Consider the following 26,141-nt stretch of genomic DNA (forward strand, 5'->3'; position numbering starts at 1 on the left):
CCGCGGGACCGTCCCCACCCCCGTGATCCGCCGAAGCGAGGGAGCATCTGGGAGGTACGTACATGTCCGGGACGACCACGGCCGCCGCTGGGCTGCGCCGTCGGGCGGCCGGGGCCGGTGCCAACCGCTGGGTCGTCCTCGTCGTCCTCTGCGTGAGCCTGCTCCTCGTCGCCCTCGACGCCACCGTGCTGCACGTCGCGGTGCCCGCCGTCACCGAGGACCTCAAGCCCGGCGGCATAGAACTGCTCTGGATCGTCGACACCTATCCGCTCGTCTGTGCCTCGCTGCTGATCCTCTTCGGCACGCTGGGCGACCGGATCGGCCGCAGACGCGTTCTGCTGCTCGGCTACTGCATCTTCGGCGTCGCCTCCGGTGTCGCTTCCCTGGCTCAGGACGCGCAGGTGCTGATAGTGGCGCGGGCCCTGCTCGGCGTGGGCGGTGCGATGATCATGCCCGCGACGCTGTCGATCCTGCGCCAGGTCTTCCCCGACCGGCGGGAGCGGGCGCTGGCGATCGGCATCTGGAGCGCGGTGGCCGCGGTGGGCGCGGCGGTCGGGCCGCTGCTGGGCGGCTTCCTGCTGGAGCACTTCTGGTGGGGCTCGGTCTTCCTGATCAACATCCCGCTGATGCTGGTCAGCCTGCCGGTCGGACGGCTGCTGCTGCCGGAGTCCAAGGGCGACCGCGACGGTCCCTGGGACGTGGTCGGCGCGCTCATGGCGGCGTTCGGCCTCTTCGGACTGGTCCTGGGCGTCAAGCGGCTCGGCGCCGGGGAGCCGCCGCTCGGCCCGTTCACGGTGCTGTCGCTGCTGGTGGGGGCGGGTCTGCTGGTCGCCTTCGTCCGGCGTCAGCGGCGTCGCGCGCATCCGCTGGTGGATCTGCGGATGTTCGCCCGCCCCGCCTTCAGTACGTCGGTCGGGTGCATCGTGCTGGCGATGCTCGCGCTGGTCGGGCTGGAGCTGATCGCGGCGCAGTATCTGCAGCTGGTGCTGCACCTCTCCCCGCTCGGGACGGGACTGCGGCTGCTGCCGCTGACGTTCGCGGCCATGGCGGCGGGCCTGGTCGGCTCGAACCTGCTGCATCGCTTCGGCCCGCGGCGCATGGTCGTCTTCGGCTTCTGCCTCACGGCCGCGGCGGTGGTGACGCTGACGGCGATGGGCGGGCACGACAACCCGGCGCTGCTGCTGTCCGGCTTCGTGTTGCTGGGCTTCGGCCTGGAGACGACTCTCTTCGGGGCGTACGAGTCGATGCTGAGCGAGGCGCCGCAGGCGCAGGCAGGCGGGGCGGCGGCGATCGGTGAGACGTCGTACCAGCTGGGTGCGGGCATCGGGATCGCGCTGCTGGGCAGCGTGATGAACGCGGCGTACGCGCCGGCCCTGTCGTCGGTGCCGGGCGTTCCGGAACGGGAGTCCAGGGCCGCCGGCCACTCGCTGGGGGAGGCGTACGAGGTGGCCGGCCGCCTGGGCGGCGCGCGGGGCGAGGCCCTGCGCCACGCGGCGCAGGGCGCCTTCGTCCACGGGCTGCACATGACGCTCGTGGTCAGTGCGGTGCTGTTGCTGCTGGGCGCGGTGATGGCGCTGAGGCTGCCGCGGACCATGCACTGCGAGCCGGCCGCGGCGAGCCCGACCGCGGCGCTCCCGGCACCCCGCGAGGAGACGCACTCCCGCGTATCGGTGTGACAGTAGGGGACCGTCCGCGCGGGCGCGCCCGGTACTGGACGCGCGGCGCGGCGCGTCGTACCGTCGGCCCGTCCAGTAGCGGCTAGCGCTGCTAGTTTTAGGTTCACGGAGGCTGCCCATGTCCGCGTCCCCGACGTCGCCGCCCTTCGACCCCGCCGACCCGCTCGGGATCGACGACCTGCTGGACGCCGACGATTTCGCCATCCGCGACACCGTGCGCAGATGGGCGGCGGAGCGCGTGCTGCCGTACGTGGCCGACTGGTACGAGAAGGGAGAGCTGCCGGGCATCCGGGAGCTCGCCCGGGAGCTGGGCTCCCTCGGTGCCCTCGGCATGTCGCTCAGCGGCTACGGCTGCGCCGGCGCCAGTGCCATGCAGTACGGCCTGGCCTGCCTGGAGCTGGAAGCCGCCGACTCGGGGATCCGGTCCCTCGTCTCCGTGCAGGGTTCCCTCGCCATGTACGCCATCCACCGGTACGGCAGCGAGGAGCAGAAGCAGCAGTGGCTGCCGCGCATGGCCGCCGGTGAGGTCATCGGCTGCTTCGGTCTCACCGAGCCCGACCATGGTTCCGACCCCGCATCCCTGCGCACCCACGCCAAACGCGACGGCGCGGACTGGGTGCTCGACGGCCGCAAGATGTGGATCACCAACGGTTCCGTCGCCGGCGTCGCCGTCGTCTGGGCGCGGACCGACGAGGGCATCCGCGGGTTCGTCGTCCCCACCGACACACCCGGCTTCTCCGCCCCCGAGATCAAGCACAAGTGGTCCCTGCGGGCCTCCGTGACCAGCGAACTGGTCCTCGATGACGTGCGATTGCCCTCCGACGCGGTACTTCCCGGTGTCGTCGGGCTCAAGGGACCGCTCAGCTGTCTCTCCCACGCCCGGTACGGAATCGTCTGGGGGGCCATGGGCGCGGCCCGGTCGTGTTTCGAGACCGCCGTCGAGTACGCGAGGACCAGGGAACAGTTCGGCAGGCCCATCGGCGGCTTCCAGCTCACCCAGGCCAAGCTCGCCGACATGGCGGTCGAACTGCACAAGGGGATGCTGCTCGCCCACCACCTGGGGCGACGCATGGACGCGGGGCGCCTGCGCCCCGAACAGGTCAGCTTCGGCAAGCTCAACAACGTACGCGAGGCCATCGAGATCTGCCGCACCGCACGCACGATCCTCGGCGCCAACGGGATCTCCCTGGAGTACCCCGTGATGCGGCACGCCACCAACCTGGAGTCGGTGCTCACCTACGAGGGCACCGTCGAGATGCACCAGCTCGTGCTGGGCAAGGCGCTCACCGGACTCGACGCCTTCCGGTGACCGGACCCCAAGCGGGCAGGGCCGGTGAGCGGCCCTGCCTCAGCTCTGGTTGAAGAATCCGTCGTGGTGCCGGCTCGCGGCGTCGCCGCTGACGATCTCCGTGTTCGCGGGCGTCAGCAGGAAGACGCGGCTGGAGACCCGGTCGATCGAGCCGCGCAGGCCGAAGATCAGGCCGGCCGCGAAGTCGACCACGCGCTTGGCGTCGGAGGACTCCATGTTGGTGAGGTTCATGATGACCGGGACCCCGTCCCGGAACAGCTCGCCGATGACTCGCGCGTCCCGGAAGCTGTCCGGGGCGACCGTGCCGATCCGGCGGCCCCTCTCCTCGGCCGTGTCGGACGCGACCTTCACCCGCGGGTCGGTCACCCAGGCTTCGCCCTGCTCCTGGCCCTCGACGTACTCGTCGTCGTAGTAACGCTCGTCATCGTTGTCGTCGACGAGGCCGAGCCAGGCACTCGCCTTGCGCACCGATCCCATGGACGCCTCCTCTCACAGCGGTCTTTCATGCCTTCCGCAACCCCATGGTCGTCCATGATGCGGATGTGGCGCCAAGTGGATAGACGCCGCGCGGGGGTTTCGTGACGGTACTGGTGCACAGCAAATCCGTCGAGAGCCCGCGTGTCCCAAGGGTCCTGCCGTAAACCACTGCTGACTGTGAGTGAAATACGATTTCTCGCGGCGTACGGGTGACGGGCGGTGCGTACGGGTGAACGAGGTGGCAGATACCGTGTCGCCCGATGCCTCCGGATCGCCTCAGCCGGTGTGGCAGTTCAATGTCGTACGAGGCACGGGGGAGTGTCGTGTTCGGAATGGTCCGGCCCTGCCGTCACGGGCTGAGTGAGGGCTTGAGGACTCAGTGGATGGCGCACCTGTGCGGGCTGTGCCTCGCGCTGCGCGGGGACCATGGGCAGTTCGCCCGGGTGGTCACCAACTACGACGGGCTGCTCATCTCGGTTCTGACGGAGGCTCAGGCCGAGCGGACCACCGGCTGGCGCCGCACCGCGGGACCCTGTCCCCTGCGCGGCATGCGCACCGCGTCCGTCGCGCAGGGGGAGGGAGCGCGGCTCGCGGCCGCGGTCTCGCTGGTGCTGGCCTCGGCCAAGGTGCGTGACCACATGGCCGACGGGGACGGGCTGTTGGCGCGCCGGCCGGTGGCGCTCGCCGCGCGCCGGGTCGCCGCGAGCTGGGGCCGGGCCGGTGCCCGTACCGGCACGGAGGTCGGGTTCGACACCGCCGTGCTGGTGGACGCCGTGGACCGGCAGGTCGGCATCGAGGCGCTCGCCGGGCCGGGCACCCCGATCCTGTCCGTCACCGAGCCGACCGAGACCGCCACCGCCGCCGCCTTCGCGCACACGGCCCTGCTGGCCGGACGCCCGGGCAACGCCGAGCCGCTCGCCGAGGCCGGCCGGCTCTTCGGGCGCCTCGCGCATCTGCTGGACGCCGTGGAGGACAGGGAGTCCGACGCCGCGTCGGGTGCCTGGAACCCGCTGACGGCCACCGGGACCTCCCTGGCGGAGGCCCGCCGCTTCGCCGACGACGCACTGCACGGGATACGGCTCGCGCTGCGCGAGGTGGAGTTCACGGACGGCCGGCTCGCGCATGTGCTGCTCGCGCACGAGCTGCGCAACTCCGTCGACCGTGCCTTCGGCACGACCTCCTGCTCGCACACGCCCGAACTGTACGGCCCGCCGCCCTCCGGGCCGTACCCGCCGAGCGGACCTCCTGGCCCGTACACGCCGAGCGGACCTCCTGGCCCGTACACGCCCGGTGTGCCGGGGGGTCCGCCGTCGCCCCCGGAACCGCCCCGTCGCAACCGGCGCGGGCCGATCGCGGGTTGCGCCGTGTGGCTGGGGCTCGCCTGCACCTGTCAGATGTGCTGCGGCACCTACGAGGATCCGTGGACGGGGGAGCGCAAGGAGGCGTCCTTCTGCGAGGACTGCGGGGACTGCTGCGACTGGTGTCAGTGCTGTGGCAACTCCTGTGGCGATTGCGACGGATGCGATTGCTGCGACGGATGTGACTGCTGCGACGGATGCGACTGCGGCTGCGACTGCTGACCCCGGCTGATAGGACGCCTGGGGTGGAAATCGCGTTTCCACTCCGTAAAACAAGAACATCATCTGGTGACCGGTGTGCCGTGGGGTCGTTGGCCGGGGCGGAACCCTTTCCGCCCTGCTCCCACGACTCGTCCTCCCCATAAGGCCCTTCAGTGCACGTCACACCGACAACGTGGCCCGCGCGCATGCCCGGTGTCCGCGGCGGGACCGGACGCACGGCATCCCCCACCATCCGCGCCAGGCTTCTGAGGATGCTGGTGCTCGCCCTCGCCGTGCTGCTCGCCCTGCTCGGCGCGGCCGCCGCCGACCAGCTCTCGGCGTACCGCAACGCGGCCGCCACCGCCCGCAACGCCCGGCTCGCGGTCACGCTCCAGGCGCTCGTCCACGAACTGCAGAAGGAGCGCGGTCTGACCACCGGTTACGTCGGCGGCGTGCGCCGGTTCGGCGCCCTGCTGCCCGCTCAGCGCAGAGTCACCGACACCGCCCGCGCGCGGCTCGGCAGGGCCCTCAGGGGCCGCGACGACGCGGCCGCCGCCTCCGTGCGCGCGTCCCTGGCACGGCTCGACGCACTCGCCGTGATCCGCCGGCACGTCGACGAAGGCACCCGTGCCGGTGCCGGTGCCGGTGCGGTCAGGGCCACCTTCGACCGCCTCACCACCACCATCACCGTCCTCAACCGGCTCGCACAGGGCCTCGACGACGTCTACGACCGCCGGCTCCGCGCCGCCTGCCAGACGCTGCAAGTCCTCGGCAACGCCAAGGAGTTCACCGACGAGGAGCGCGCCCTCGTGCTCGGCCCCCTGCGCACCGGCCGCTTCCGCGCCGACGACTACAGCCGCTTCCTGCAGATCCGCGCGGGCAGGTTCGCCGCCCTGGAGAGCTTCCCGCGCACGGCGACCGGCGCCCAGCAACGGCGCCTCGACGCGGCCCTCGCCACACCCGCCGCCCGCCGCGCGCTCGCGTACGAGAACGTCACCGCGCACGGCGACGGCCGGCTCGGCCCGCGTGGCGTCCCGGCGATGTCCTGGTGGCAGTCCATGACCTCCACCGTCGACGGACTGCGCGACGTGCAGATCTCGCTCGGCAGGGACGTGGAGGACCGCGCCGCCGCGCTGGAGGGCACCGCCCGGTGCGATCTGCTCCTGTTCGTACTGTTCGCGCTGGGCACCGTCGTCATACTCGGTCATCTCGCCCTCGACTGCGTCCGCACCGTCTCCACACCGCTCGCCGCGCTCGCCGAGCAGACGCGCGAGGTGGCCGGTGCCCGGCTGCCGCGGGCCGTCGCGGCCGTGCGGAACGGCGCCTTGGGGGAGCCGCCGGGACCACCCGCGCCGCTCGCCGTGTCCGACCGGGCCGGGGCGGAAGTCCGCGACGTCGCCGTGGCGTTCGACCGGGTGCAGCGCCTCGCCTTCGACCTGGCCATCGAGCAGGCGGTGCTGCGCCGCAACGCCGACGGCGTGCTGGTCGTCGCCGGGGAGAGCGGTCCCCCGCCCGAGCCCACCCCGCTGTCCGTCACCGACGTCCTGCGCGCCGCGCTGATGGAGGTCGAGGCGCACCGGCGTGTCGGCGTCCGGCACGTCGAACCGGCGCACATCGTCGGTTGCGTCGTCGCCGAAACCGCCCGTCTGCTCGCCGGGTTGATCGAGAGAGCGCTGACCTCCACGCCGCCGGACTCGGACGGCGAGGTCGAGGTCCAGGGAACGCGCACCGGCACCGGGTATCTCCTCTCGGTCGTCGATCACGGGGGGTCCGGGCCCACCGGATACCTGGGGGACTTCGCCGTCGGCGCCTTCGCCCGCACGGGCGGGGCCGAGGTACGGCTCGCGCAGGCCCCGGCGGCCGGTGTGGTGGCGCGGGTGCTGATCCCGGTGTCACTGCTCACCGAGCCCGTCGCGCCGCGCAGGGCCCCGGTTGCCGGGACGGAACCGGCCCCGCCGGAGCCCGTGCTTCCGGCACCGCGGGCGGCCGCGGAGGACGCCGGCGCGCTGGTGCCGGAGCCCGCGTTGCAGCGATCGCCCTAGGCCCCGAAAGGGCGCGAGGGGAGCGAGCGAAGAGGGGAGGGGTGCGCGTGTGAAGGCGTGGGAGAAGGCGAAGGACACCCCGTGGAACCGGGGCGCGCAGGGGGTCGGCTCAACAGGAAGAGGACCACACGCGACCGAAGTCGATGTGGGAGCGGGTGACCAGCCGCTGCTGTTGATGCATGTGCCAAGTGGAACAGGCATCCGGATCTGCGTCAACCGACTTGAGACACACGGCTCACAGTACGGACGGCCTTGACAGCGAGGGGAAACGCCCCCGTACTCTCGGTGCACGGCCCTGCTGAGGGGCTCGGCCGTACGCGCCACCGTGTGAAGGCATCCACCGTGTTCGACTCGACGCATCACGGAGCCTTCGCATGTCCTCCGACACCCTCGCTCGACCGGCCGCGGCAGCCGAAGAAGCCGCACCGCCGCCCAACTGGCCTGCGGCAGCACGATCCGCCACCAGCGGCGCGGCGAACACGCTGATGGGCACCCTCGACGCTCGTGGTTCGGAGCGCACGCGATGAGCACCGAACGCCGTTCGCTGGTGATCGTGGGAGCCGGGCCGCGAGGGACCGGTCTCCTGGAACGGATCGCCGCCAACGCGCCCGAGCTGTACGCGGGTTCGCAGCTCGACGTGCACCTGGTGGACCCGTATCCGCCCGGCGGCGGACGCATCTGGCGCGAGGCGCAGTCACCGCTGCTGTGGATGAACTCGCATGCCGAGGACGTCACCATGTACACCGACGAGACAGTGGTCATGGCGGGCCCGGTGCGCGAGGGCCCCACCCTGCACGAGTGGGCCGGCGTCGACGGGCGCCTGTTCGCGGGTCGGCAGCGACACGGCGCCTATATGCGCTGGGTGTACGAGCAGACGGTCGCGGCCCTGCCCCCGGGCATCCGCGTCCACCACCACCCACGTCTCGCCGTACGGGTCGAGGGCCCGCGCGAGGGCAGGCAGCGGGTCTGGCTGGAGGGACGGCCCGAGCCCCTCCTCGCCGACCTCGTCGTCCTCACGCTCGGCCACCTCGACGCCGAACTCGACGACGAGCAGCAGGCGTTGGCGTCCTACGCACGCACCCACGGCCTGGTGCACCTGCCGCCCGACTTCACGGCCGACAGCGATCTGTCCCCGCTGAAGGCGGGTGAGCCGGTCCTCGTCCGTGGCTTCGGCCTCGCCTTCGTCGACCTCATGGTGCTGCTCACCGAGGGGCGCGGCGGCCGCTACGAGGGTGACGTGTACGTCCCCTCCGGACGCGAACCGGTCCTGTACGTCGGTTCCCGGCGCGGTGTGCCGTACCACTCCAAGATCGGCTACGACTGGACGGGCGAGAGACCGCCGCTGCCCCGGTTCTTCGGGCCGGCCGAGGTCGACGCACTGCTCGCGCGCCCGGGAGGCTTCGACTTCCGGCGGGACGTGTGGCCGCTGATCGAGAAGGAACTGGGCTTCGCCCACTACCACCGGCTGTTCACCGCCCACCCCGAGCGCACCGCCGTCGCCTGGACGGACTTCGAGGAGAAGTACGCCGTGGCCGGCCCGGCTTCGCTGTCGGCGCTGGTGGCCACCGCCGTACCCGACCCGGCCGACCGGCTCGACCTCACCGCACTCGACCATCCACTGCAGGGGGTGCGCCATCCCTCGCCCGATGCGCTCCAGGACGGTCTGCGCGCCTACATCGAGGCGGATCTGACCAGGCGCCACGATCCCGCCCACAGCCCGGACCTGGCGGTCTTCCTCGGGCTGCTGTCCGTCTACGGACAGCTGGTGCGGCTCGGGGACATCGGGTCCTGGTGGCACGGCTTCTTCAGCTTTCTGGCGTCCGGTCCGCCCGGACCACGGCTGCGGCAGATGCTGGCGCTCTCCCGCGCGGGCGTCCTGAAGTTCCTCGGTGCCGGCATGACCGTCACCGCCGAGGACGGGGTCTTCCGGGCGGCGAGTGCCACCGTGCCCGGCGCGTTCGTCGAGGCACGCGCGCTGGTCGAGGCCAGGCTGCCGCACCCCACGCTCGAACGCACCCGGGACCGGCTGCTGCGGGAGCTGTACACGGACGGCGCCGCCGCCACGGCCGAGGGACTGCTCGCCGTCGACCCCGCGGACGGGCGGGTGCTGGACCGCTCCGGCCTGCCCCATCCGCGGCGCTTCGCGCTCGGCCCGCACACCGACGCCCGGGGCTCCGGCGCGTTCACCCGGCCCCGCACGGGCGGGCTCGCCCTCCGCCAGAACGACGCGGCGGCCCGGGCCGCGCTCACCTTCCTGCGCGAGCGGTCCGGTCGCGCCGCGGCCTGAGCGCGACCCGACCCCTCGCCTTCCGGCCGGCCAAAGAAAGGAGCGTGGACCTCTCGGTGTACGACCCGGACGGGCCCCTTCCCGAGGGCGGACTCGACGAGGTTCGTGGACCGGGTCGTGCCGTTGCTCCAGGAGCGCGGCGTCTGCCGCACGGAACACACGGGAACCACGCTGCGCTCGCACCTCGGGCCGGCGGATCCCGTATGGAAGGGTTGATCACATGACGACGGACGCATCCGACGAGTGGAAGCGGTGGCACGAGCACCGCACCGAGCAGGTGACGGAGCCTTACGGGCCGCTCGCGCTGACCGGCACCTACTGGCTGGAGGACTATCCGGATGGTCGAATTCCGGACATCCCCGGGCGCTGGACCGACGACGATGACGCGGTGGTGCTGACGGCCACCGAGGTGGACGGCCTGAGCGTCGACGGGCAGCCCTTCAGCGGTGAGATCCGCCTCGACGCCGACCCCGGACCCGTGACCGCGGCGCGCGTCGCGGCCGGCGAACGCCGCCTGGTCCTCCTCGTCCGCGAGGGCGTGTGGGGCGTGCGCCACTACGACCCCGCCGCCCCGGCCCGTCGTGCCTTCACGGGCATCGACGTCACGCCCCACGATCCGCGCTGGTCGGTCGAGGGCCACTTCACCCCGTACGGCGAGGACCGCACCGTACGCGTCGAGAACGCCGACGGACGTCACCGCGGACTCGGCCTCGGCGGTGTGCTCGCCTTCACGCTCGACGGGCAGGACCTCACCCTCCAGGTGTCCGTCGAGGCGGACGACTCGCTGTGGGCCGTCTTCGCCGACGCCACCAGCGGGGACACCAGCTACCGCTTCCGGTTCCTGCGGCCGCCGGCGCCCGACGCGGAGGGGCGTACGACGGTGGACTTCAACCGGGCGCTGCTTCCGCCGTGCGCCTTCGCGGACCACTTCATCTGCCCCTTACCGCCGCCGGGCAACACTCTGGGCATCGCGATCGAGGCGGGGGAGCGCACCCTGCTCTGAGTCTTCGTCAGCGCGCTTGAAGCTGAGCAAGTTGAACGCTGCACGGCCGAAAGGCGCCCTTGCGCCGGTCGGTCGTGCGGCCGAATACTCCCCCCACAGCGCTTGTCAGGGGCACGGCTTGTCCGAAATCCGGACAAGCCGCCCTTGGCTGCGCCTCACGGGCCCCAACTCCCCACGTGGGCCCCCGACTTCCCTTGGAGGGAACGAAAAGTGAGGATCAAGCGCACTACCCCCACAAGCGGTATCGCGAGACGGACCCGGCTGATCGCCGTGGCCACCGGATTCATGGCCGCCGCCGCGTTCGCCGTCCCCACCGCGAGCGCGACCGACGCAGGGACCTTCAGCGCCAACCAGCTCACCAAGGCGAGCGACTCGGTGCTCAAGTCCGATGTCGCGGGCACCGCCTGGACCGTCGACCCCAAGACGAACCGCGTCGTCGTCACCGTCGACAGCAGGGTCTCCCAGGCCGAGATCGCGAAGATCAAGAAGGAGGCCGGCAGCAACGCCGGCGCCCTCACCATCAAGCACACCGCGGGCAGGTTCAACAAGCTGATCACCGGTGGTGACGCCATCTACGGCGGCCAGTACCGCTGCTCGCTCGGCTTCAATGTGCACAGCGGGAGCACCTACTACTTCCTGACCGCCGGCCACTGCGGACAGGTCGCCTCCACCTGGTACTCCAACTCCGGCCACACCACGGTGCTGGGCACGAACGTCAGCTACAGCTTCCCGGGCAATGACTACGCCCTGGTGCGCTACACCAACTCCTCCGTCGCCCATCCGAGCGCGGTCGGCAGCCAGACCATCAGCAGCGCGGCCACCCCGAGCGTGGGCCAGACCGTCTACCGGCGCGGCTCCACCACCGGCACCCACAGCGGCCGGGTCACCGCCCTGAACGCCACCGTCAACTACGGCAACGGCGATGTCGTCTACGGCCTCATCCAGACCACGGTCTGCGCCGAGGGCGGCGACAGCGGTGGTCCCCTCTATGCCGGAAGCGTGGCCTACGGTCTGACCTCCGGTGGCAGCGGCGACTGCACCTCCGGTGGTACGACGTTCTTCCAGCCGGTCACCAAGGCCCTCAGCGCCTATGGCGTGAGCGTCGGCTGACCCACCGGCACCCCCCTTACCGCAGCCAGCGGCAGGCGAGCCCCCGTACCCATGTGGTGTGCGGGGGCTCGCCCTTGTCCGAGCACCGGAGTTACCGTCGAAGGGCACGCGGCCCATGTGCGTTCACTCCCCTGAACACGTCCACTTCGGACCCGGGGGCCGCGGGCCCGTGTCATCAACGCCACGCGGTGCCCCAGGTGGAGGAGCAATCGGTGCGGGAGCAACTCCCGTCCGTCGCTCCCGTTCCGGATCCGGACTCCGAGGGGGCGAAATCCGGACAGGACTAGACCTCGCTCTCCGCACAGGGATAACCCTCGCGCGGCATTTGCAGCGGGAATCGAGTCGGGGCGACCAGGTGTGGTCACGGGGTGGGGGGCGCACGCCCGTTGGCATCTGCGCGTCCTGAAGTCGACCTTGTGTGCTCCCTGTGGGCCTCGGAATAGTGGGCGCCGCACGGTGGGCACGGACCGGCTGCGACATGCGCCGATTCCGTGCCCCTACGCCTTCCGGTCGTGGCGGTCCCCACAACCTCTGCGGCCGACCCCCCACAGGAGGACGTGAGTTGAAGCACCGACGCATATCCAGGCGGCGGGCCGCCGTGGCCGGCGCGGGTGTCGCCGCACTGATCGCCGCAGGCGTCACATTGCAGAATGCGAACGCGAGTGAGACAACGGCGGCCGAGGCGCCCCACACTCTCTCGGTCGCCGCGGCCGGAAAGCTCGCCTCGACGCTCGGCAAGGACCTGGGCACCGACACGGCCGGAGCGTATTACGACGCGAAGACGAAGAACCTCGTCGTGAACGTGCTCGACGAGACGGCCGCGAAGACCGTCCAGGCGGCCGGGGCCAAGGCGAGAATCGTCCAGAACTCCCTGGCCGAACTGGCGGGCGCCGGCAACACGCTGAAGAAGGACGCGACCATCCCCGGCACCTCGTGGGCGACCGACCCGCGGACCGACAAGGTCGTCGTCACGGCCGACAAGACCGTCTCGCAGGCCGAGTGGGCCAAGCTCACCAAGGTGGTCGACGGGCTCGGCGGCAAGGCCGAACTCAAGCGCTCGAAGGGGGAGTTCAAGCCCTTCGTCGCGGGCGGCGACGCGATCACCGGCTCGGGCGGGCGCTGCTCGCTCGGCTTCAACGTGGTCAAGGGCGGCCAGCCGTACTTCATCACCGCCGGCCACTGCACCGCGTCGATCTCCAGCTGGTCGGACTCCAGCGGCAACGTGATCGGCCAGAACGAGCAGTCCGACTTCCCGGGCCATGACTTCGGTCTGGTCAAGTACACCGCGAACGTCGACCACCCGAGCGCGGTCGACCTCTACAACGGCTCCACGCAGCAGATCACCAAGGCGGCCGACGCGACCGTCGGCGAGAAGGTGACCCGCAGCGGCTCGACGACCCATGTGCACTCCGGTACGGTCACCGGCCTGAACGCCACGGTGAACTACTCGGAGGGCACGGTCAGCGGTCTCATCCAGACCGACGTCTGCGCCGAGCCCGGTGACAGCGGCGGCTCGCTGTTCGACGGCGACACCGCGGTCGGCCTCACCTCCGGCGGCAGCGGCGACTGCACCTCGGGCGGCCAGACCTTCTTCCAGCCGGTCACCGCGGCGCTGTCGGCCTTCGGCGCCCAGATCGGCTGACCCTCCCGCCGACCCGACGAGGTCCCGTCCCCGGATGTCCGGGGGCGGGACCTTCGTATGGGGGCGCGTCCGAGCGGAAGGGCCCTCGGCCCCCGGCGCCCGGTGTTCGCGCAGGTGGGGCCGGGTCGAACGGATGTCGCACGACAGTTCGAAAATTGGTCTATGGTGGGGGTGAGGGAGATGGGAACGGACGTTCGAGAGCCATGTACGGGGCTCACGGCTACAGGAGGTGCGTGTGCCGGGTTTCACGCATCTGCACACCGTCTCCGGGTTCTCCCTGCGGTACGGAGCCTCACACCCGGAGCGGCTGGCCGAGCGTGCCGGTGAGCGGGGCATGGACGCCCTCGCGCTCACCGACCGGGACACCCTCGCGGGCACGGTCCGGTTCGCCCGGGCCTGCGCGGCGGCGGGAGTCCGGCCGCTGTTCGGCGCGGAGCTGGCGGTGGGGGAGCCCGAGCCGGTACGGCGGGAGCGGCGCCGTATCCCCGTGCGCGGCGGTGCCTTCATCGACGAGTCGACACCCCGCGCGGTCTTCCTCGCCCGGGACGGCGCCCGCGGCTGGGCCGACCTGTGCCGGCTCGTCACCGCCGCCCACTCTCCCAAGCGCTCGGCTTCGCTCAAGCAGGGGGGAGCTCCGCCCGAGGGCCCGCCGCTGCTGCCCTGGGCCGACAATCACGCCGACGGTCTGACCGTCCTGCTCGGCCCCGCCTCCGACGTGGGGCGCGCCCTGGCCGCCGGGCGACCGGACCGCGCGGCCAGGTTCCTCGCGTTCTGGCGGGAGGTCTACGGCGACGCCCTGCGGCTGGAGGCCGTCTGGCACGGCCGTACCGGCACCGGTCCCGGCTCCCTGCGGCTGGCCGCCCGCACCGTCGGCTTCGCCGTCGAGCAGGGTGTCCGTCCCGTCCTCAGCAACGCCGTCCGGTATGCCGACCCCGGTCTGGGCCCGGTGGCCGACGTCCTGGACGCCGCCCGCCGGCTGGTCCCCGTCGACCCCACCAAGGAGCTGGACTCCGGCGAGGCCTGGCTCAAGGACGCGGGCGCCATGCTCAAGATCGCCGAGCGGGTCGTCGAGTCCGCGGGCTACCGCCGCGACACCGCGTACCGCCTGCTGGAGCAGACCCGGGCCACCGCCGCCGAGTGTCTGGTCGGCCCCGAGGACGACCTCGGCATCGGCACCGTCCACTTCCCCGAGCCGCATCTCGTCGGCGCCGACCGCCGCACCGCCCAGCGCACGCTCGCCTCCCGGGCGGCGGCGGGCATGGTGCTGCGCGGCTACGGGACCCGGCGCGCCTACTGGGAGCGGATGCACGAGGAGCTCGACATCATCGCCTACCACGGCTTCGCGTCCTACTTCCTGACCGTCGCCCAAGTGGTCGACGACGTACGGAGGATGGGCATCCGGGTCGCCGCGCGCGGCTCAGGCGCCGGTTCCCTCGTCAACCACCTCCTCGGCATCGCGCACGCCGACCCGGTCGAGCACGGGCTGCTGATGGAGCGCTTCCTCTCCAAGCGGCGCCTGGCCCTGCCCGACATCGACATCGACGTGGAGTCCGCACGCCGCCTGGAGGTCTACCGCGCGATCATCGACCGGTTCGGCACCGAGCGGGTCGCGACGGTCGCGATGCCGGAGACGTACCGCGTCCGCCACGCGATCCGCGACGTGGGCGCGGCCCTGTCCATGGACCCGGCCGACATCGACCGCATCGCCAAGTCCTTCCCGCACATCCGCGCCCGCGACGCCCGCGCGGCGCTCGACGAACTGCCCGAGCTGCGCGAACTGGCGGGGGAGCGGGAGAAGTACGGCCGGCTCTGGGAGCTGGTCGAGGCCCTCGACGCCCTTCCGCGCGGAGTCGCCATGCACCCGTGCGGGGTCCTGCTCTCCGACGACTCCCTCCTCGCCCGTACGCCGGTCGTGCCGACCAGCGGTGAGGGCTTCCCCATGTCGCAGTTCGACAAGGACGACGTCGAGGAGCTCGGGCTGCTCAAGCTCGACGTGCTCGGGGTACGGATGCAGTCCGCGATGGCGCACGCGGTCGCGGAGGTGCGGCGGACGACGGGGGAGCGGCTCGACCTGGACTCCCTCCCGCCGGGCGACCCTGCGACGTACCACCTCATCCGCTCCGCCGAGACGCTGGGCTGCTTCCAGATCGAGTCGCCTGGCCAGCGGGACCTGGTCGGGCGGCTCCAGCCGGCCACCTTTCACGACCTCGTCGTCGACATCTCGCTCTTCCGGCCCGGTCCGGTCGCCGCCGACATGGTGCGGCCGTTCATCGAGGCACGGCACGGGCGGGCACCCGTCCGCTATCCGCACCTCGACCTGGAGGAGCCGCTGAAGGAGACGTACGGAGTCGTCGTCTTCCACGAGCAGATCATCCACATCCTGGACATCATGACCCGTTGCGGGCGCGACGAGGCGGACCGGGTGCGGCGCGGGCTGTCCGACCCGGAGTCGCAGGGGCGGATCCGGGTCTGGTTCGCCCAGCAGGCGGCGGCGAACGGCTACGACGCAGAAACGATTCATCGGACCTGGGAGATCGTCGAGGCCTTCGGCTCCTACGGCTTCTGCAAGGCGCATGCGGTCGCCTTCGCCGTACCGACGTACCAGTCGGCGTGGCTCAAGGCCCATCATCCGGCCGCCTTCTACGCGGGACTGCTCACGCACGACCCCGGGATGTATCCGAAGCGGCTGCTGCTGGCGGACGCGCGGCGCAGGGGCGTGCCGATCCTCCCGTTGGACGTGAACAGGTCGGGAGCCGCGCACCGTATCGAACTGGTGTCTGAGCAGCCTGGTTCTCCCGGGCGGTGGGGCCTGCGGCTCGCCCTCTCCGACGTGCACGGCATCAGTGAGGCCGAGGCGGCACGGATCGAGGCCGGGCAGCCCTACGCCTCGCTGCTCGACTTCTGGGAGCGGGCGCGGCCGAGCCGTCCCATCGCCCAGCGGCTCGCGCAGGTGGGCGCGTTGGACGCGTTCGGTGCCAACCGCCGTGATCTCCAGCTGCACCTGACCGAGCTGCACCGGGGCGCCCGGGGTGCGGGCGGGGGCCAGCTCCCGCTGGGCGGCGGACGGAAGACCGCGTCGGCCGGGCTGCCCGACCTCTCCTCGGCCGAGCGGCTCAGTGCCGAGCTGGGTGTGCTCTCCATGGACGCCTCGCGCAATCTGATGGACGACCACCGCGTGTTCCTCGACGAGTTGGGCGTGGTCTCGGCGCGCCGGCTGCGCTCGGCGCGGCACGGCGAGACCGTGCTGGTCGCGGGCGCCAAGGCGGCGACCCAGACCCCGCCCATCCGCTCCGGCAAGCGGGTCATCTTCACCACCCTGGACGACGGCACGGGCCTGGTCGACCTCGCCTTCTTCGACGACTCCCACGACGCCTGCGCCCACACCGTCTTCCACTCCTGGCTGCTGCTCGTGCGCGGCGTCGTACAACGACGGGGGCCGCGCAGCCTCAGCGTGGTGGGCGCCGCGGCCTGGAACCTCGCCGAGCTGGCCGAGCTGCGCGCCGAGGGCGGACTCGACGTGGTGGCGGCGCGGCTGGCCGAACCCGTCGTGCGGCAGCCGGACGGCGCCGGCGACGGCGACGCGGCGAAGGGCCGCCGTATCCGGATGTCCACGGGGTACGAGATGAACCCCTGGGCCGATCTGCGTCCCGCGGGCGAAGGCCCGGCGGGTGGAAAGAAGTTGTGGCACCAGAGTCCGGGGAGTGCGGGATGACCATCCTCTGCGTACGTTTCCAGCTGCCTCCGCTGTACGAGGCCGCCCTGCCGGGGCTGCTCGGACTCCTGGAGGAGTTCACCCCCGTCGTCGAGGCGCTGCCGCCCGACGGGGCGCTTGCCGATCTGCGGGGTGCCGAGCGCTACTTCGGGCGGGACGCCGTCGAACTGGCCGCGCTGATCCGAGTACGGGCCCTCGCGCACCACGGGGTCGACTGCGCGATCGGAGCCGGACCCGGGCCGATGCTGGCCCGCATGGCACTGCGGGAGGCGGCGCCCGGGGCGGTCCGCGTGGTGCCCGAAGAGCCCGCCGCCGTCGCCGAGTTCCTGGCCGACCTGCCGGTCAGGGCGCTGCCCGGGGTCGGCGGTGTCACCGCCCGCACCCTGTGCGAGTACGGGCTCGACACGGTCGGCAAGATCGCCGCCGCGCCCTCCTCGACGGTGCAGCGGCTCGTCGGTGCCCGGGCCGGCCGCGAACTGTACGAGAAGGCGTCCGGCATCGACCGCGGCCGGGTCGTACCGAACGCCGTCTCGCGCTCCCTGGCCACCGAACGCCCCTTCGACCGAGATGAGTTGGACCAGGACCGGCACCGGCACGCCCTGCTGTCGGCCACCGAGGAGCTGGGCACCCGGCTGCGCGCCCTGGAGCGGGTGTGCCGCACGCTCACCCTCACCGTGCGCTACGCCGACCGTTCGTCGACGACCCGCAGCCGCACCCTCGCCGAGCCGACCGCGCACTCGGCGGCGCTCACCGCCGAGGCGTACCGCATGTACGAGGCGCTCGGCCTGCAACGCGCCCGGGTGCGTGCGATCGCCCTGCGCGCCGAGGGGCTGAGCCCCGCCGAGCACGCGGCCCATCAGCTCACCTTCGACCCGGTGGACGAGAAGGTCCGCCGGATCGAGGAGGTCGCGGACCGCGCACGGGCGAAGTTCGGGCCGCGTGCGGTGATGCCGGGGAGACTGGCCGCGTAGTCCTCTCAGAGCTCCGAACAGAGTGGGAGTCCGATCAGCCGGCGCCGCCAGCCGGGCGCCCATTCTGTTCGGAGCTCTCAGGGGCGATTGGCCCACGGCGGTGCGATCCGGCTGCCGTCGGCGAGCTCCGCCTCCAGGCCGATGGAGGTGGTGACCCAGGAGACGGCCACCTCGTCCGTCGGGTTCTCCACGCCGAGGGTCGCGCCGGGATTGACGATCACCGTGTCCCCCGCGGTGATCCGCTCGGCACGCCCGTCGAGCGTGACCACCAGCTCACCGCTGAGCAGGTGGAAGATCTCCTCCCGGGTCACGGTGTGGAGGGGAGCGCGGGTCCCCGCGGGGATCTCACCGCGCCAGGCGCACAGCTCCTGACTGCCGGTCAGGGGAGTGGCGTACGAGACGAAACGGGCGCCGTGCATCTCATGGGTGACGGCTTGGGACGAGCGGACGACGGGCATGGGTACCCCCAGGGAGAGATGGTCAAGTTGCTTGACTACCTCTCTATGGTCAAGCAACTTGACCATGGCGTCAAGGGTGTTTGAATGCCTCCGTGCACAACTCCGAGGCCATGGCCCTGTCCGCCGCCCTGCTCGCCGTCGCGGGTGAGCTGACGCAACGCATTCACGACGGCGTCGTCGCGCGCGGCTTCGAAGGGCTGCGGCCGGCGCACGGCTTCGCCTTCGCCCGGCTCGCCCCGGACGGTGCGACCGTCACCGAGCTCGCCGCGCACCTCGGGGTCACCAAGCAGGCCGCGAGTCAGCTCGTCGACGAGATCGTGCGCAAGGGGTACGCCGAGCGGCGGCCGCACCCCGGGGACGCGCGGGCCCGGCTGGTCGTGCTGACCGAGCGCGGCCGGGCCTGCACGCGGGCCGCCGAGGAAGCCGCGGCGGACGCCGTACGGCCCTGGGTGGAGCTCCTCGGCGAGCGTGAAATCCAGTCTCTCCGGGGCCAGTTGTCGCTAATGGCGCCGTACGGGCCGATTCGCCCCGCCTGGTGATGGCACGTCACATACGTTCAGGGCGTTACCAGGAATCCTGCCCACTGTTGGCTATCACTGGAAGTTTTTACTGACGCGTAACTTCACACTGCCGCTACTCGTCCGTAACTTGACGAATGAAACAGCATCCCGTGATCCGGATCACAGGTTAAGGCCGTCGTACCTCCCGTGAGCCGCAAGGAGATCACCCGATGCTGCCCTGGAAACGAGTGCTCAGACCGCTGGCAGCGCTGCTGCTGACCACCGCGGTCGCCTTCGTCCCCGCCGCCACCGCCGAAGCCGCCGCGCCGAGCAGCGGCTGGAACAACTACTCCTGCAAGCCCTCCGCCGCCCACCCCCGCCCCGTCGTCCTCGTCCACGGAACCTTCGGCAACGCCGTCGACAACTGGCTGTCCCTCGCGCCCTATCTGGAGAACCGCGGCTACTGCGTCTTCTCCCTCGACTACGGTCAGCTGTCGGGCGTCCCCTTCTTCTACGGGCTCGGCCCCATCGCCACGTCCGCCGAGCAGCTCCAGACCTTCGTCGACAAGGTGCTCGCCGCGACCGGCACCGCCAAGGCCGACATCGTCGGCCACTCGCAGGGCGGCATGATGCCCCGCTACTACCTCAAGTTCCTCGGCGGCGCCGGCAAGGTGAACGCCCTCGTCGGCATCGCGCCCGACAACCACGGCACCACCCTGAACGGGCTCGCCAACCTGCTGCCGTACTTCCCGGGTGCCCAGGATCTGCTCTCCACGGCCACGCCCGGGCTGGCCGACCAGGTGGCCGGCTCCGCGTTCATCGCCAAGCTCAACGCGGGCGGCGACACCGTGCCCGGCGTCCACTACACGGTCATCGCCACCAAGTACGACGAGGTGGTCACGCCGTACAGCTCGCAGTTCCTGAGCGGATCCGACGTGCGCAACGTCCTGCTGCAGGACCTCTGCGCGGTCGACCTCTCCGAGCATGTCACGATCGGTCTGACCGACCGGATCGCCTTCCACGAGGTGGCGAACGCCCTCGATCCCGCGCACGCCACCGCGACCAACTGCGCCTCGGTGTTCAGCTGACCGCTGACAGGCGCCGCAGAACGTCCGTGGCCATCTCCCCAGGGGCTACGGCCGTCGCCGGGGTCTGTCCGGCCTGAGCCGCCGGACAGACCCCGGAGTCTCATCGCCCTTGTCGGCCGCCGCCCGTCGCACGGTGGCGGACCGACGCGAACAGCGCGGCGGCCCCCAGCGCCAGGGCGGCCGCGCCGCCGATCGCCAGGTAGGAGGTCGAGCCGCCGCCACCGGTCTCGGCGAGGTGCTGCGCGCCACCGGCGGCGCTCGGGCGCTTGTCCGGCGTGTTGCCCGACCCGGCGACAGCCGTGGTCGGCGCCGGTGCGGGTGCTTCGGAGCCGCCGTGACCGTGGTGCCCGACCGTCGACCTGCCGACACCTGCCTCGATCCGCCGTTCGGACGGCGCAGAGGCGGACGGCGCCGCGGCCGTACCCGTCGCACCACCGCCGCCGGAGCCGCCGAAGGTGACGTCCGAGCAGGAGTAGAAGGCCTCCGGGCTGTCCGAGCGCTGCCAGATCGCGTACAGCAGATGCCGGCCGGAGCGCTGCGGGAAGGTGCCGGAGAACGTGTAGAAGCCGCCCTGTGCGACCGGGTCGGCGGCCGTGGCGACCGGGTGCGCGAGGTCCAGGTCGGCCCAGGCGAGCGGCTTCGACGGGTCGTAGCCGGACCTGGTGAGGTACACCGTGAAGGTGCCCCTGTGCGGGGCGGTAACGCGGTACCTGAACGTGTACGCGCCGCTGTGCACGGAGGTCGCAGGCCAGTCGGCGCGGGGCAGATCGAGGCCCTTGAACTCGTCGTTGTTCGCACTGCACAGCTTGCCGTCGGGGATCAGCGCCCGGTGCTGTCCGTTCGCGTCGCCGACGCGCACGCCGTTCCAGTCGTAGAGCGCCTGCGTACCACCCGCCGCGACCGCCGCCCGGCACGCGTTCGACCTGGGGTTCTCGGGGCCCTCCGCAGAGCACTGCGACACCCGGCTGACCGGGCCGCCCATCGAGCCGTGCGCGACCGCGGGCACGGCGGCCGGTCCGGCCATCAGGAGCGGGGCGGCTCCGACGGCGGCGACGACGGCTCTACGGCGTACGGGCATGGAGGAACTCCTCGGAGCGGTCCTGGGCGCAGCGGCGGATCCCGTGGGGGCGATCAGCAAGCTAGCCCCACGAACCCGTGAAATCGCCTGCTGAGAGCGGGCCGAGGAGATCCTTATGGCGCCGTTAAGGGAGTGCTGAGACTGCGCTCAGGTAAGTACCAGGAGGTCTGCCCGAAGTTCGGCTACGAGGCCGTGGAGCGCCGGGGCGAGGGGCCGTACGACCGTGTCCACCACCGCAAGCGGCTGGACCGGGATTCTCGTGTCGTCCGTGTCGTTCGTGTTGTCCCAGGGGTGACGGGCGGGCTCAGCCGTCCGGCCACCAGAGGCGTGCGATGTCCTTTCGCACCTCCGAGCGCTCGACGGGGCGCTCGTCGGCCTCTTCCCGCGTCCGGCGGGAGACGGTCCTCTTCAGGGGCTTGGGCACGGTCACTCGGCGCATGGTTGCCTCCTTGCGTCTACCGGGTTCCGCATTTGTGCGGAGGTAGACCGTTTTGGCGAGGGTTCCTTATCCGTAGCGGTCTGTCTGTGGCGGCTGTCACCATTCGGCTGTCAGCGGTGGCTGTCACCCTGGTGCCATGACCAGGTACATGACCAGGAACATGGCCAGCGGCGAGGGAGCCGAAACCTCGGCGGCGCCCGGCGCGGAGGTGGACTGGGACGCCGAGGCCGCCACCTTCGACGACGAGCCGGACCACGGGCTGCGCGATCCCGTCGTGCGCGGCGCATGGGCCGCCCGGCTGGAGGCCTGGCTGCCGCGACACCCCGGTGACGTCCTGGACCTCGGCTGCGGCACGGGAAGCCTCTCACTCCTCGCCGCCGAGCGGGGGCACCGGGTGACGGGGGTCGACCGGTCGGCGGCCATGATCGGCCTGGCCCGCGCCAAGTCGGCGGGCCGTGACGCCGTGTTCCTGGTCGGTGACGCCGTCGCCCCTCCGGTGGGCGAACGGCTCTTCGACGCCGTCCTCGTCCGCCATGTCCTGTGGGCCCTGCCGGACCCGGGCCGGGCCCTGCGGCACTGGCGGGGACTGCTGCGCCCCGGAGGGCGGCTGGTGCTGGTGGAAGGCGTGTGGGGGACGACGAGCCCGGTCGGCATCCCCGCCGACCGCCTGACCGCCCTGCTCGCGCCCCTCGCCGGGGACGTTCGCGTCGAGCGGCTGTCGGACGACGCCCGGCTGTGGGGGAAGGCGGTGGACGACGAGCGGTACGCGGTGGTGGCGGTGCCCTGACCGTGCCGCTCAGGCCGACAGGGCCTCGAAGTCGCCTTCCCGGGCGAGCAGTTCGAGGGTGTCGAGGGCCCGTAGGGCCGCCGCGGCGGCCTCCGGATCGGTCGTCGCGAGGCCGCTGGCCGCGAACTCGTCCTCATCGAGGCGGAGTACGGTCGTGCCGTCCGCGGAACGCCACAGGTCCAGGTCGAGGTCCTCGACGACCAGTTCACCGCCGGAGAGGGTGGCCGGGCGGGTGATGTCGCAGTACCAGCCCTTCAGGACGCCCCGCCCGTCGCGTACCTCCTTCACCGCGTACCAGCGGTCGCGCCAGTAGTGCTCGGTGAAGACGTCACCGGGCGCGAACCGGACGAAGCCGAAGTCGCGGACGCCGTCACCCGCCCAGGGCGCGCGTACGGAGACACGGGTGCCGTCGTCGCGGAGCAGCGTGGCGGAGTAACGGATCTTCGTGCGACCCGCCTTGACCAGGACGACCTCCATCTGGGCCGCGACCTCAGCCGAGTTCACGGACATGGCGCACCTCCGTGGCGCAGATCTCGTAGCCGAACCACTCGTTGATCGCGATCATGGGCCCGTTGCCCGCGTCGTTGCCCGTGAACGCCTCCGTGAACCCCGCGGCGCGGGCCCGGTGCAGGGTGTCGTTCTTGGCGAGTTTGGCGAGTCCGCGGCCGCGGAAGGCGCGCGCGGTCCCGGTCATCACCGTGCCGTAGCGGGTGCCGCCGTCGGTGCGGGCCGCGCTGAAGGCGGCGGGACGGCCGTCGACCAACGCCACCGAGGTCAGCTCGGGGCTGAAGAGGGGGTGCCGCCAGGTCTCCCGTAGCCAGGCCTCGTAGTCGGTGAACTCGTGGTCGATGTCGCCGGGTTCGTCGGACATCGTCTCCGCGTCCAGTTCGAACAGGGGGCGCGGGTCGTCGGCGAAGTCCGCGCCCGTACGCAACTCGACGCCCGGCGGGGGGTCCTGCAGCTCCGGCAGGGTGCCGTGCGCCAGGTCCAGGCGCAGGAAGTGGGCGGAGCGGCTCGCGCGGTAGCCGTGCCGCTCGGCGAAGGCGCGGTTGCCGGGCTCGTCCAGGACCCAGGCGAAGAACCTGCTCGCGCCCACGGCGCCCAGATGCTCCTCCGCCACCCGGACGAGGAGCGATCCCGCGCCGCGGCGGGTGTGCCGAGGGTCCACGTACACATTGACGAAGCCCTGGCCGGGCTCCGGACTGTCGTGGGCGAGCCCGACCTGGGCCGTGCCGATGATCTCGCCGTCCTCCTCGGCGACGAGCGGCCGGTAGTGGGCGTCGGGATGGATGTGGGCGGCGTCGTAGGCGATCGACTCCGGGGTGAACAGGACGAAGGGGAGAGCGAGTCGCCGGACCCGGGCGAAGCCCTCGGCGTCGCGGCGGGAATCGGGGCGCAGGTCGCGCACGATCACTGTCATGACGGCGCACGGTACGCGGGGCCAGGCGCGGGGTGCCTCTCATTTTCCGGTGGGTGCGGGACAATCGCCCCGTGACCTTGAAGATCCACATCGACGGGAGCGCGCCGCCGTACGAGCAGGTGCGGGCGCAGATCTCCGAGCAGGCGCGGGCGGGGGTGCTGCCGGTGGGGTACCGGCTGCCGACCGTGCGCGGACTGGCCGAGTCCCTCGGTCTCGCGGCGAACACGGTCGCCAAGGCGTACCGGGCGCTGGAGGCGGACGGGGTGATCGAGACACGGGGACGCAACGGAACGTTCGTGGCCGCCGCCGGTTCGGCCGCGGAACATGAGGCCGCGTCGGCCGCGCAGGCCTATGCCGAACGGGTCCGGCGGCTCGGACTGGCCGAGGAGGCGGCGCTGGCCGCCGCGCGGGATGCCCTGCGGGCGGCTTACGGGGACTGAGTGGCGCGGTCGGCCACCTGAGGCTCGGCCGCCGGCCGGGTTCGACTGGCTGCCGGGTTGGCCGCCTGCCGGGTTCGCCCACCGCCGGTCGGAGTCGTCGTGCCCAGGGGCCCTGGGCGTCGTTGCGGCGCAGACGAGCGGGCGTCCGGCCCGTCATCGCCCCGCGCGCCCGTGGGCGGGTGCGGTCGGCAGTCGTTCCGGGGTGCGGGTGACCGGCAGGCCCGCTGCCGCCGCCAGCCGCGCGAACACGCTCGCGTCCTCCACCGCCGCCGCGTGCGGGTCGTTGTTGAAGTAGGCATGGACGTCCCCGCCGTCCGGCCATGCCTCCGCGATGCGGTGGACCCAGGACTCCAGGGACCGGCGGCCGTAGCGCGGCCACGGCCGGGCGCGGCCCGCGTGGAAGCGGACGTAGCCCCAGTCCGTGGTCCGCCACAGCGGGGCGACCGGGCGGGACAGCACGTCGGCCCAGCACAGCGCCGCACCCCGGGCCTCCAGCACCTCACGGAGCTGAGGTGTCCACCAGGAGTCGTGGCGCGGTTCGACCGCCACCCTGGTGCCGGACGGGAAGCAGGCCAGACAGCGGTCGAGGAGAGCGGGGTCCGCGCGCAGCGTGGGCGGGAGCTGGAGCAGGACCGGGCCGAGGCGGTCGCCGAGTCCCGCCGCGTGGCTCATCAGCCGGTCCACCGGCTCCTCGGGGTCTCGCAGGCGTTTGATGTGCGTCAGATAGCGGCTCGCCTTCACCGCGACCACGAAGTCCGCCGGCACCCGCTCCCGCCAGCTCTCGAAGGTCTCCCGGGAGGGCAACCGGTAGAAGGCGTTGTTGATCTCGACCGTGGCGAACCACCTCGCGTACTCCTCCAGCCACAGCCGCATGGGCACGTCGGCCGGGTACAGGACGTCGCGCCAGTCCTTGTACTGCCACCCCGACGTGCCGACGAACAGGGTCATACCTCCATCAAAGCATCGGCCCCGGCCGGCTACAGGTACAGCCCCGAGTCGGCCCCCGCCCGCTGGTCCGGCACCGACGCCGGGGACGTCCCCCGCCGCAGCGCGTACAGCTCCGCCAGGGTCGCCCCCTCCCGGCTGACACCCTCCTCCCGGCCCAGCCAGTTCACCGCCTCGGGGCGGGTCAGCGGGCCGACCTCGATCCGGGCCAGACAGCGGCCGGGGCGTACGACGGCCGGGTGCAGGCGCTCCAGGTCCTCGTTCGTCGTGACACCCACCAGCACGTTCCTGCCTTGTCCCAGCAGGCCGTCCGTCAGGTTCAGCAGCCGCGACAGCGCCTGGCCCGCGGTGTGCTTGGCCTCGCCGCGGATCAGCTCGTCGCAGTCCTCCAGCAGGAGCAGCCGCCAGCGGCCCTTGCCCGCGCCGTCCTCCTCGCCGATCGCGATGTCCATCAGATAGCCGACGTCACTGAAGAGCCTCTCCGGGTCCAGGACGCAGTCCACCTGGCACCAGTCCCGCCACGAGCGGGCGAGCGTGCGCAGCGCCGACGTCTTGCCCGTGCCCGGCGGTCCGTGGAGCAGCAGCAGACGGCCCGCGATGTCCTCCGGTGTCGTCTTCATCAGCCGGTCCATGGCGTCCGCCACGGGTGCCGTGTAGTTCGCGCGGACCTCCTCCCAGGTACCCGCCGTGATCTGGCGGGTGGTGCGGTGCGGGCCGCGCCTGGGAGAGACGTACCAGAAGCCCATCGTCACGTTGTCCGGCTGCGGCTCCGGCTCGTCGGTCGCGCCGTCGGTGGCCTGGTGCAGCACCTGTTCGGCCAGCTCGGCGGTGGTCGCGGTCACGGTGACGTCCGCGCCGCGGTTCCAGCGGGAGACCAGCAGTGTCCAGCCGTCGCCCTCCGCGAGGGTCGCGCTGCGGTCGTCGTCGCGGGCGATCCGCAGCACCCGGGCGCCCGGCGGCAGAAGTGTCGCACCGGAACGCACCCGGTCGATGTTCGCCGCGTGTGAGTACGGCTGCTCGCCCGTCGCGAAGCGGCCGAGGAACAGCGCGTCGACGACGTCGGACGGCGAGTCGCTGTCGTCGACGTTGAGCCGGATCGGCAGAGCGTCGTATGGGTTCGCAGACATGCCGCCATGATCCGTCACACGGCCGCCCCATGCACCCGGTTTCCGCAGTGCGCCGGGTGTGTCGGTTGTGC

The 26,141-nt window shown here is 72.0% G+C and carries 22 protein-coding genes and 2 pseudogenes; 16 read left to right on the forward strand and 8 right to left on the reverse strand.

Going from position 1 to position 26,141, the window contains the following annotated elements:
• Positions 1-62: 62 nt before the first annotated feature.
• Together ASC56_RS18815 and ASC56_RS18820 are read left to right on the forward strand one after the other, a co-directional pair.
• On the forward strand, positions 63-1,676 hold the full coding sequence (locus ASC56_RS18815) for an MFS transporter (RefSeq protein WP_055492626.1): 1,614 nt from the start codon (positions 63-65) through the stop codon (positions 1,674-1,676).
• Between the two features lie 118 nt (positions 1,677-1,794).
• Entirely contained in the window at positions 1,795-2,985 is a 1,191-nt protein-coding gene (locus tag ASC56_RS18820) for an acyl-CoA dehydrogenase family protein (protein ID WP_055492627.1), read from the forward strand.
• A gap of 39 nt (positions 2,986-3,024) precedes the next feature.
• Here ASC56_RS18820 and ASC56_RS18825 read toward each other — a convergent pair whose 3' ends face one another.
• On the reverse strand, positions 3,025-3,462 hold the full coding sequence (locus ASC56_RS18825) for a cell division protein SepF (protein WP_055492628.1): 438 nt from the start codon (positions 3,460-3,462) through the stop codon (positions 3,025-3,027).
• Between the two features lie 323 nt (positions 3,463-3,785).
• On the opposite strand from ASC56_RS18825, the gene ASC56_RS18830 reads away from it, so the two are divergent.
• From ASC56_RS18830 to ASC56_RS18865, 9 genes and pseudogenes are all read left to right on the forward strand, one after another.
• A complete protein-coding gene (locus ASC56_RS18830) occupies positions 3,786-5,042 on the forward strand; it encodes a DUF5685 family protein (RefSeq protein ID WP_199836025.1) in 1,257 nt (418 codons plus the stop codon).
• A 251-nt stretch (positions 5,043-5,293) separates the two neighbouring features.
• The gene (locus ASC56_RS18835; protein ID WP_159039676.1) at positions 5,294-7,063 is read left to right on the forward strand and encodes a nitrate- and nitrite sensing domain-containing protein; all 1,770 of its coding nucleotides are present in this window, start codon (positions 5,294-5,296) and stop codon (positions 7,061-7,063) included.
• 523 nt (positions 7,064-7,586) lie between these two features.
• Positions 7,587-9,350 (forward strand): FAD/NAD(P)-binding domain-containing protein, encoded by a 1,764-nt coding sequence (locus tag ASC56_RS18840; protein WP_055492631.1) that lies wholly within the window; start codon positions 7,587-7,589, stop codon positions 9,348-9,350.
• 77 nt (positions 9,351-9,427) lie between these two features.
• Positions 9,428-9,566, forward strand: a pseudogene (locus tag ASC56_RS43140) (F420-dependent methylene-tetrahydromethanopterin reductase); the annotation flags it as partial.
• Positions 9,567-9,570: 4 nt separating this feature from the next.
• Entirely contained in the window at positions 9,571-10,353 is a 783-nt protein-coding gene (locus ASC56_RS18845; protein WP_055492632.1) for a DUF1684 domain-containing protein, read from the forward strand.
• Positions 10,354-10,563: 210 nt separating this feature from the next.
• Complete coding sequence (locus tag ASC56_RS18850) at positions 10,564-11,463, forward strand: S1 family peptidase (protein WP_055492633.1); 900 nt, start codon at positions 10,564-10,566, stop codon at positions 11,461-11,463.
• Positions 11,464-12,025: 562 nt separating this feature from the next.
• On the forward strand, positions 12,026-13,105 hold the full coding sequence (locus ASC56_RS18855; RefSeq protein ID WP_055492634.1) for a S1 family peptidase: 1,080 nt from the start codon (positions 12,026-12,028) through the stop codon (positions 13,103-13,105).
• A gap of 235 nt (positions 13,106-13,340) precedes the next feature.
• Positions 13,341-16,817, forward strand: a complete 3,477-nt coding sequence (locus tag ASC56_RS18860) for a DNA polymerase III subunit alpha (protein ID WP_055492635.1) — start codon at positions 13,341-13,343, stop codon at positions 16,815-16,817.
• Entirely contained in the window at positions 16,814-17,788 is a 975-nt protein-coding gene (locus tag ASC56_RS18865; RefSeq protein ID WP_055492636.1) for a DNA polymerase, read from the forward strand. The genes ASC56_RS18860 and ASC56_RS18865 overlap by 4 nt, the downstream gene beginning before the upstream one ends.
• Positions 17,789-17,865: 77 nt before the next feature.
• Here ASC56_RS18865 and ASC56_RS18870 read toward each other — a convergent pair whose 3' ends face one another.
• Complete coding sequence (locus ASC56_RS18870) at positions 17,866-18,246, reverse strand: cupin domain-containing protein (protein WP_055492637.1); 381 nt, start codon at positions 18,244-18,246, stop codon at positions 17,866-17,868.
• 92 nt (positions 18,247-18,338) lie between these two features.
• On the opposite strand from ASC56_RS18870, the gene ASC56_RS18875 reads away from it, so the two are divergent.
• Both ASC56_RS18875 and ASC56_RS18880 read left to right on the forward strand, forming a co-directional pair.
• Positions 18,339-18,785 carry a MarR family winged helix-turn-helix transcriptional regulator gene (locus tag ASC56_RS18875; RefSeq protein ID WP_055492638.1) on the forward strand — a complete coding sequence of 149 codons (447 nt, stop codon included), beginning with the start codon at positions 18,339-18,341 and terminating at the stop codon, positions 18,783-18,785.
• A gap of 191 nt (positions 18,786-18,976) precedes the next feature.
• On the forward strand, positions 18,977-19,834 hold the full coding sequence (locus ASC56_RS18880; RefSeq protein ID WP_055492639.1) for a triacylglycerol lipase: 858 nt from the start codon (positions 18,977-18,979) through the stop codon (positions 19,832-19,834).
• Positions 19,835-19,934: 100 nt separating this feature from the next.
• On the opposite strand, the gene ASC56_RS18885 is transcribed toward ASC56_RS18880, so the two are convergent.
• Complete coding sequence (locus ASC56_RS18885; protein WP_055492640.1) at positions 19,935-20,912, reverse strand: lytic polysaccharide monooxygenase; 978 nt, start codon at positions 20,910-20,912, stop codon at positions 19,935-19,937.
• A 159-nt stretch (positions 20,913-21,071) separates the two neighbouring features.
• Here ASC56_RS18885 and ASC56_RS41975 point away from each other — a divergent pair.
• Positions 21,072-21,158 (forward strand): annotated as a pseudogene (locus ASC56_RS41975) (GNAT family N-acetyltransferase); the annotation flags it as partial.
• Positions 21,159-21,216: 58 nt separating this feature from the next.
• Here ASC56_RS41975 and ASC56_RS42805 read toward each other — a convergent pair.
• Positions 21,217-21,351, reverse strand: a complete 135-nt coding sequence (locus ASC56_RS42805) for a hypothetical protein (protein ID WP_267887629.1) — start codon at positions 21,349-21,351, stop codon at positions 21,217-21,219.
• Positions 21,352-21,511: 160 nt separating this feature from the next.
• On the opposite strand from ASC56_RS42805, the gene ASC56_RS18890 reads away from it, so the two are divergent.
• Positions 21,512-22,138, forward strand: coding sequence for a bifunctional 2-polyprenyl-6-hydroxyphenol methylase/3-demethylubiquinol 3-O-methyltransferase UbiG (locus ASC56_RS18890; RefSeq protein ID WP_055492641.1), 627 nt, complete (start codon positions 21,512-21,514; stop codon positions 22,136-22,138).
• Positions 22,139-22,147: 9 nt separating this feature from the next.
• Here the strand turns inward: ASC56_RS18890 and ASC56_RS18895 are convergent, their stop codons facing one another.
• Together ASC56_RS18895 and ASC56_RS18900 are read right to left on the reverse strand one after the other, a co-directional pair.
• Entirely contained in the window at positions 22,148-22,648 is a 501-nt protein-coding gene (locus ASC56_RS18895; RefSeq protein WP_055492642.1) for a DUF402 domain-containing protein, read from the reverse strand.
• On the reverse strand, positions 22,629-23,558 hold the full coding sequence (locus ASC56_RS18900; RefSeq protein ID WP_055492643.1) for a GNAT family N-acetyltransferase: 930 nt from the start codon (positions 23,556-23,558) through the stop codon (positions 22,629-22,631). The genes ASC56_RS18895 and ASC56_RS18900 overlap by 20 nt, the downstream gene beginning before the upstream one ends.
• Before the next feature lie 71 nt (positions 23,559-23,629).
• Between ASC56_RS18900 and ASC56_RS18905 the strand changes: the two genes are divergently transcribed.
• Positions 23,630-23,998 carry a GntR family transcriptional regulator gene (locus ASC56_RS18905; RefSeq protein WP_055492644.1) on the forward strand — a complete coding sequence of 123 codons (369 nt, stop codon included), beginning with the start codon at positions 23,630-23,632 and terminating at the stop codon, positions 23,996-23,998.
• Positions 23,999-24,151: 153 nt separating this feature from the next.
• Here ASC56_RS18905 and ASC56_RS18910 read toward each other — a convergent pair whose 3' ends face one another.
• Entirely contained in the window at positions 24,152-24,946 is a 795-nt protein-coding gene (locus tag ASC56_RS18910) for a DUF72 domain-containing protein (RefSeq protein ID WP_055492645.1), read from the reverse strand.
• A gap of 29 nt (positions 24,947-24,975) precedes the next feature.
• Positions 24,976-26,070 carry a DUF5925 domain-containing protein gene (locus ASC56_RS18915; protein WP_055492646.1) on the reverse strand — a complete coding sequence of 365 codons (1,095 nt, stop codon included), beginning with the start codon at positions 26,068-26,070 and terminating at the stop codon, positions 24,976-24,978.
• Positions 26,071-26,141 lie beyond the last annotated feature (71 nt).

Source organism: Streptomyces sp. TP-A0356, assembly GCF_001417775.1.
Taxonomy (GTDB): Bacteria; Actinomycetota; Actinomycetes; order Streptomycetales; family Streptomycetaceae; genus Streptomyces.

Excerpts from the sequence above, each read along its gene's own strand:
- ASC56_RS42805 (WP_267887629.1), bottom strand. The coding sequence starts at position 21,351 with ATGCGCCGAGTGACCGTGCCCAAGCCCCTGAAGAGGACCGTCTCCCGC.
- ASC56_RS18895 (WP_055492642.1), bottom strand. The coding sequence starts at position 22,648 with ATGTCCGTGAACTCGGCTGAGGTCGCGGCCCAGATGGAGGTCGTCCTG.
- ASC56_RS18890 (WP_055492641.1), top strand. The coding sequence starts at position 21,512 with ATGGCCAGCGGCGAGGGAGCCGAAACCTCGGCGGCGCCCGGCGCGGAG.
- ASC56_RS18885 (WP_055492640.1), bottom strand. The coding sequence starts at position 20,912 with ATGCCCGTACGCCGTAGAGCCGTCGTCGCCGCCGTCGGAGCCGCCCCG.
- ASC56_RS18840 (WP_055492631.1), top strand. The coding sequence starts at position 7,587 with ATGAGCACCGAACGCCGTTCGCTGGTGATCGTGGGAGCCGGGCCGCGA.
- ASC56_RS18845 (WP_055492632.1), top strand. The coding sequence starts at position 9,571 with ATGACGACGGACGCATCCGACGAGTGGAAGCGGTGGCACGAGCACCGC.
- ASC56_RS18815 (WP_055492626.1), top strand. The coding sequence starts at position 63 with ATGTCCGGGACGACCACGGCCGCCGCTGGGCTGCGCCGTCGGGCGGCC.
- ASC56_RS18870 (WP_055492637.1), bottom strand. The coding sequence starts at position 18,246 with ATGCCCGTCGTCCGCTCGTCCCAAGCCGTCACCCATGAGATGCACGGC.
- ASC56_RS18865 (WP_055492636.1), top strand. The coding sequence starts at position 16,814 with ATGACCATCCTCTGCGTACGTTTCCAGCTGCCTCCGCTGTACGAGGCC.
- ASC56_RS18900 (WP_055492643.1), bottom strand. The coding sequence starts at position 23,558 with ATGACAGTGATCGTGCGCGACCTGCGCCCCGATTCCCGCCGCGACGCC.
- ASC56_RS18915 (WP_055492646.1), bottom strand. The coding sequence starts at position 26,070 with ATGTCTGCGAACCCATACGACGCTCTGCCGATCCGGCTCAACGTCGAC.
- ASC56_RS18825 (WP_055492628.1), bottom strand. The coding sequence starts at position 3,462 with ATGGGATCGGTGCGCAAGGCGAGTGCCTGGCTCGGCCTCGTCGACGAC.
- ASC56_RS18835 (WP_159039676.1), top strand. The coding sequence starts at position 5,294 with ATGCTGGTGCTCGCCCTCGCCGTGCTGCTCGCCCTGCTCGGCGCGGCC.
- ASC56_RS18880 (WP_055492639.1), top strand. The coding sequence starts at position 18,977 with ATGCTGCCCTGGAAACGAGTGCTCAGACCGCTGGCAGCGCTGCTGCTG.
- ASC56_RS18820 (WP_055492627.1), top strand. The coding sequence starts at position 1,795 with ATGTCCGCGTCCCCGACGTCGCCGCCCTTCGACCCCGCCGACCCGCTC.
- ASC56_RS18910 (WP_055492645.1), bottom strand. The coding sequence starts at position 24,946 with ATGACCCTGTTCGTCGGCACGTCGGGGTGGCAGTACAAGGACTGGCGC.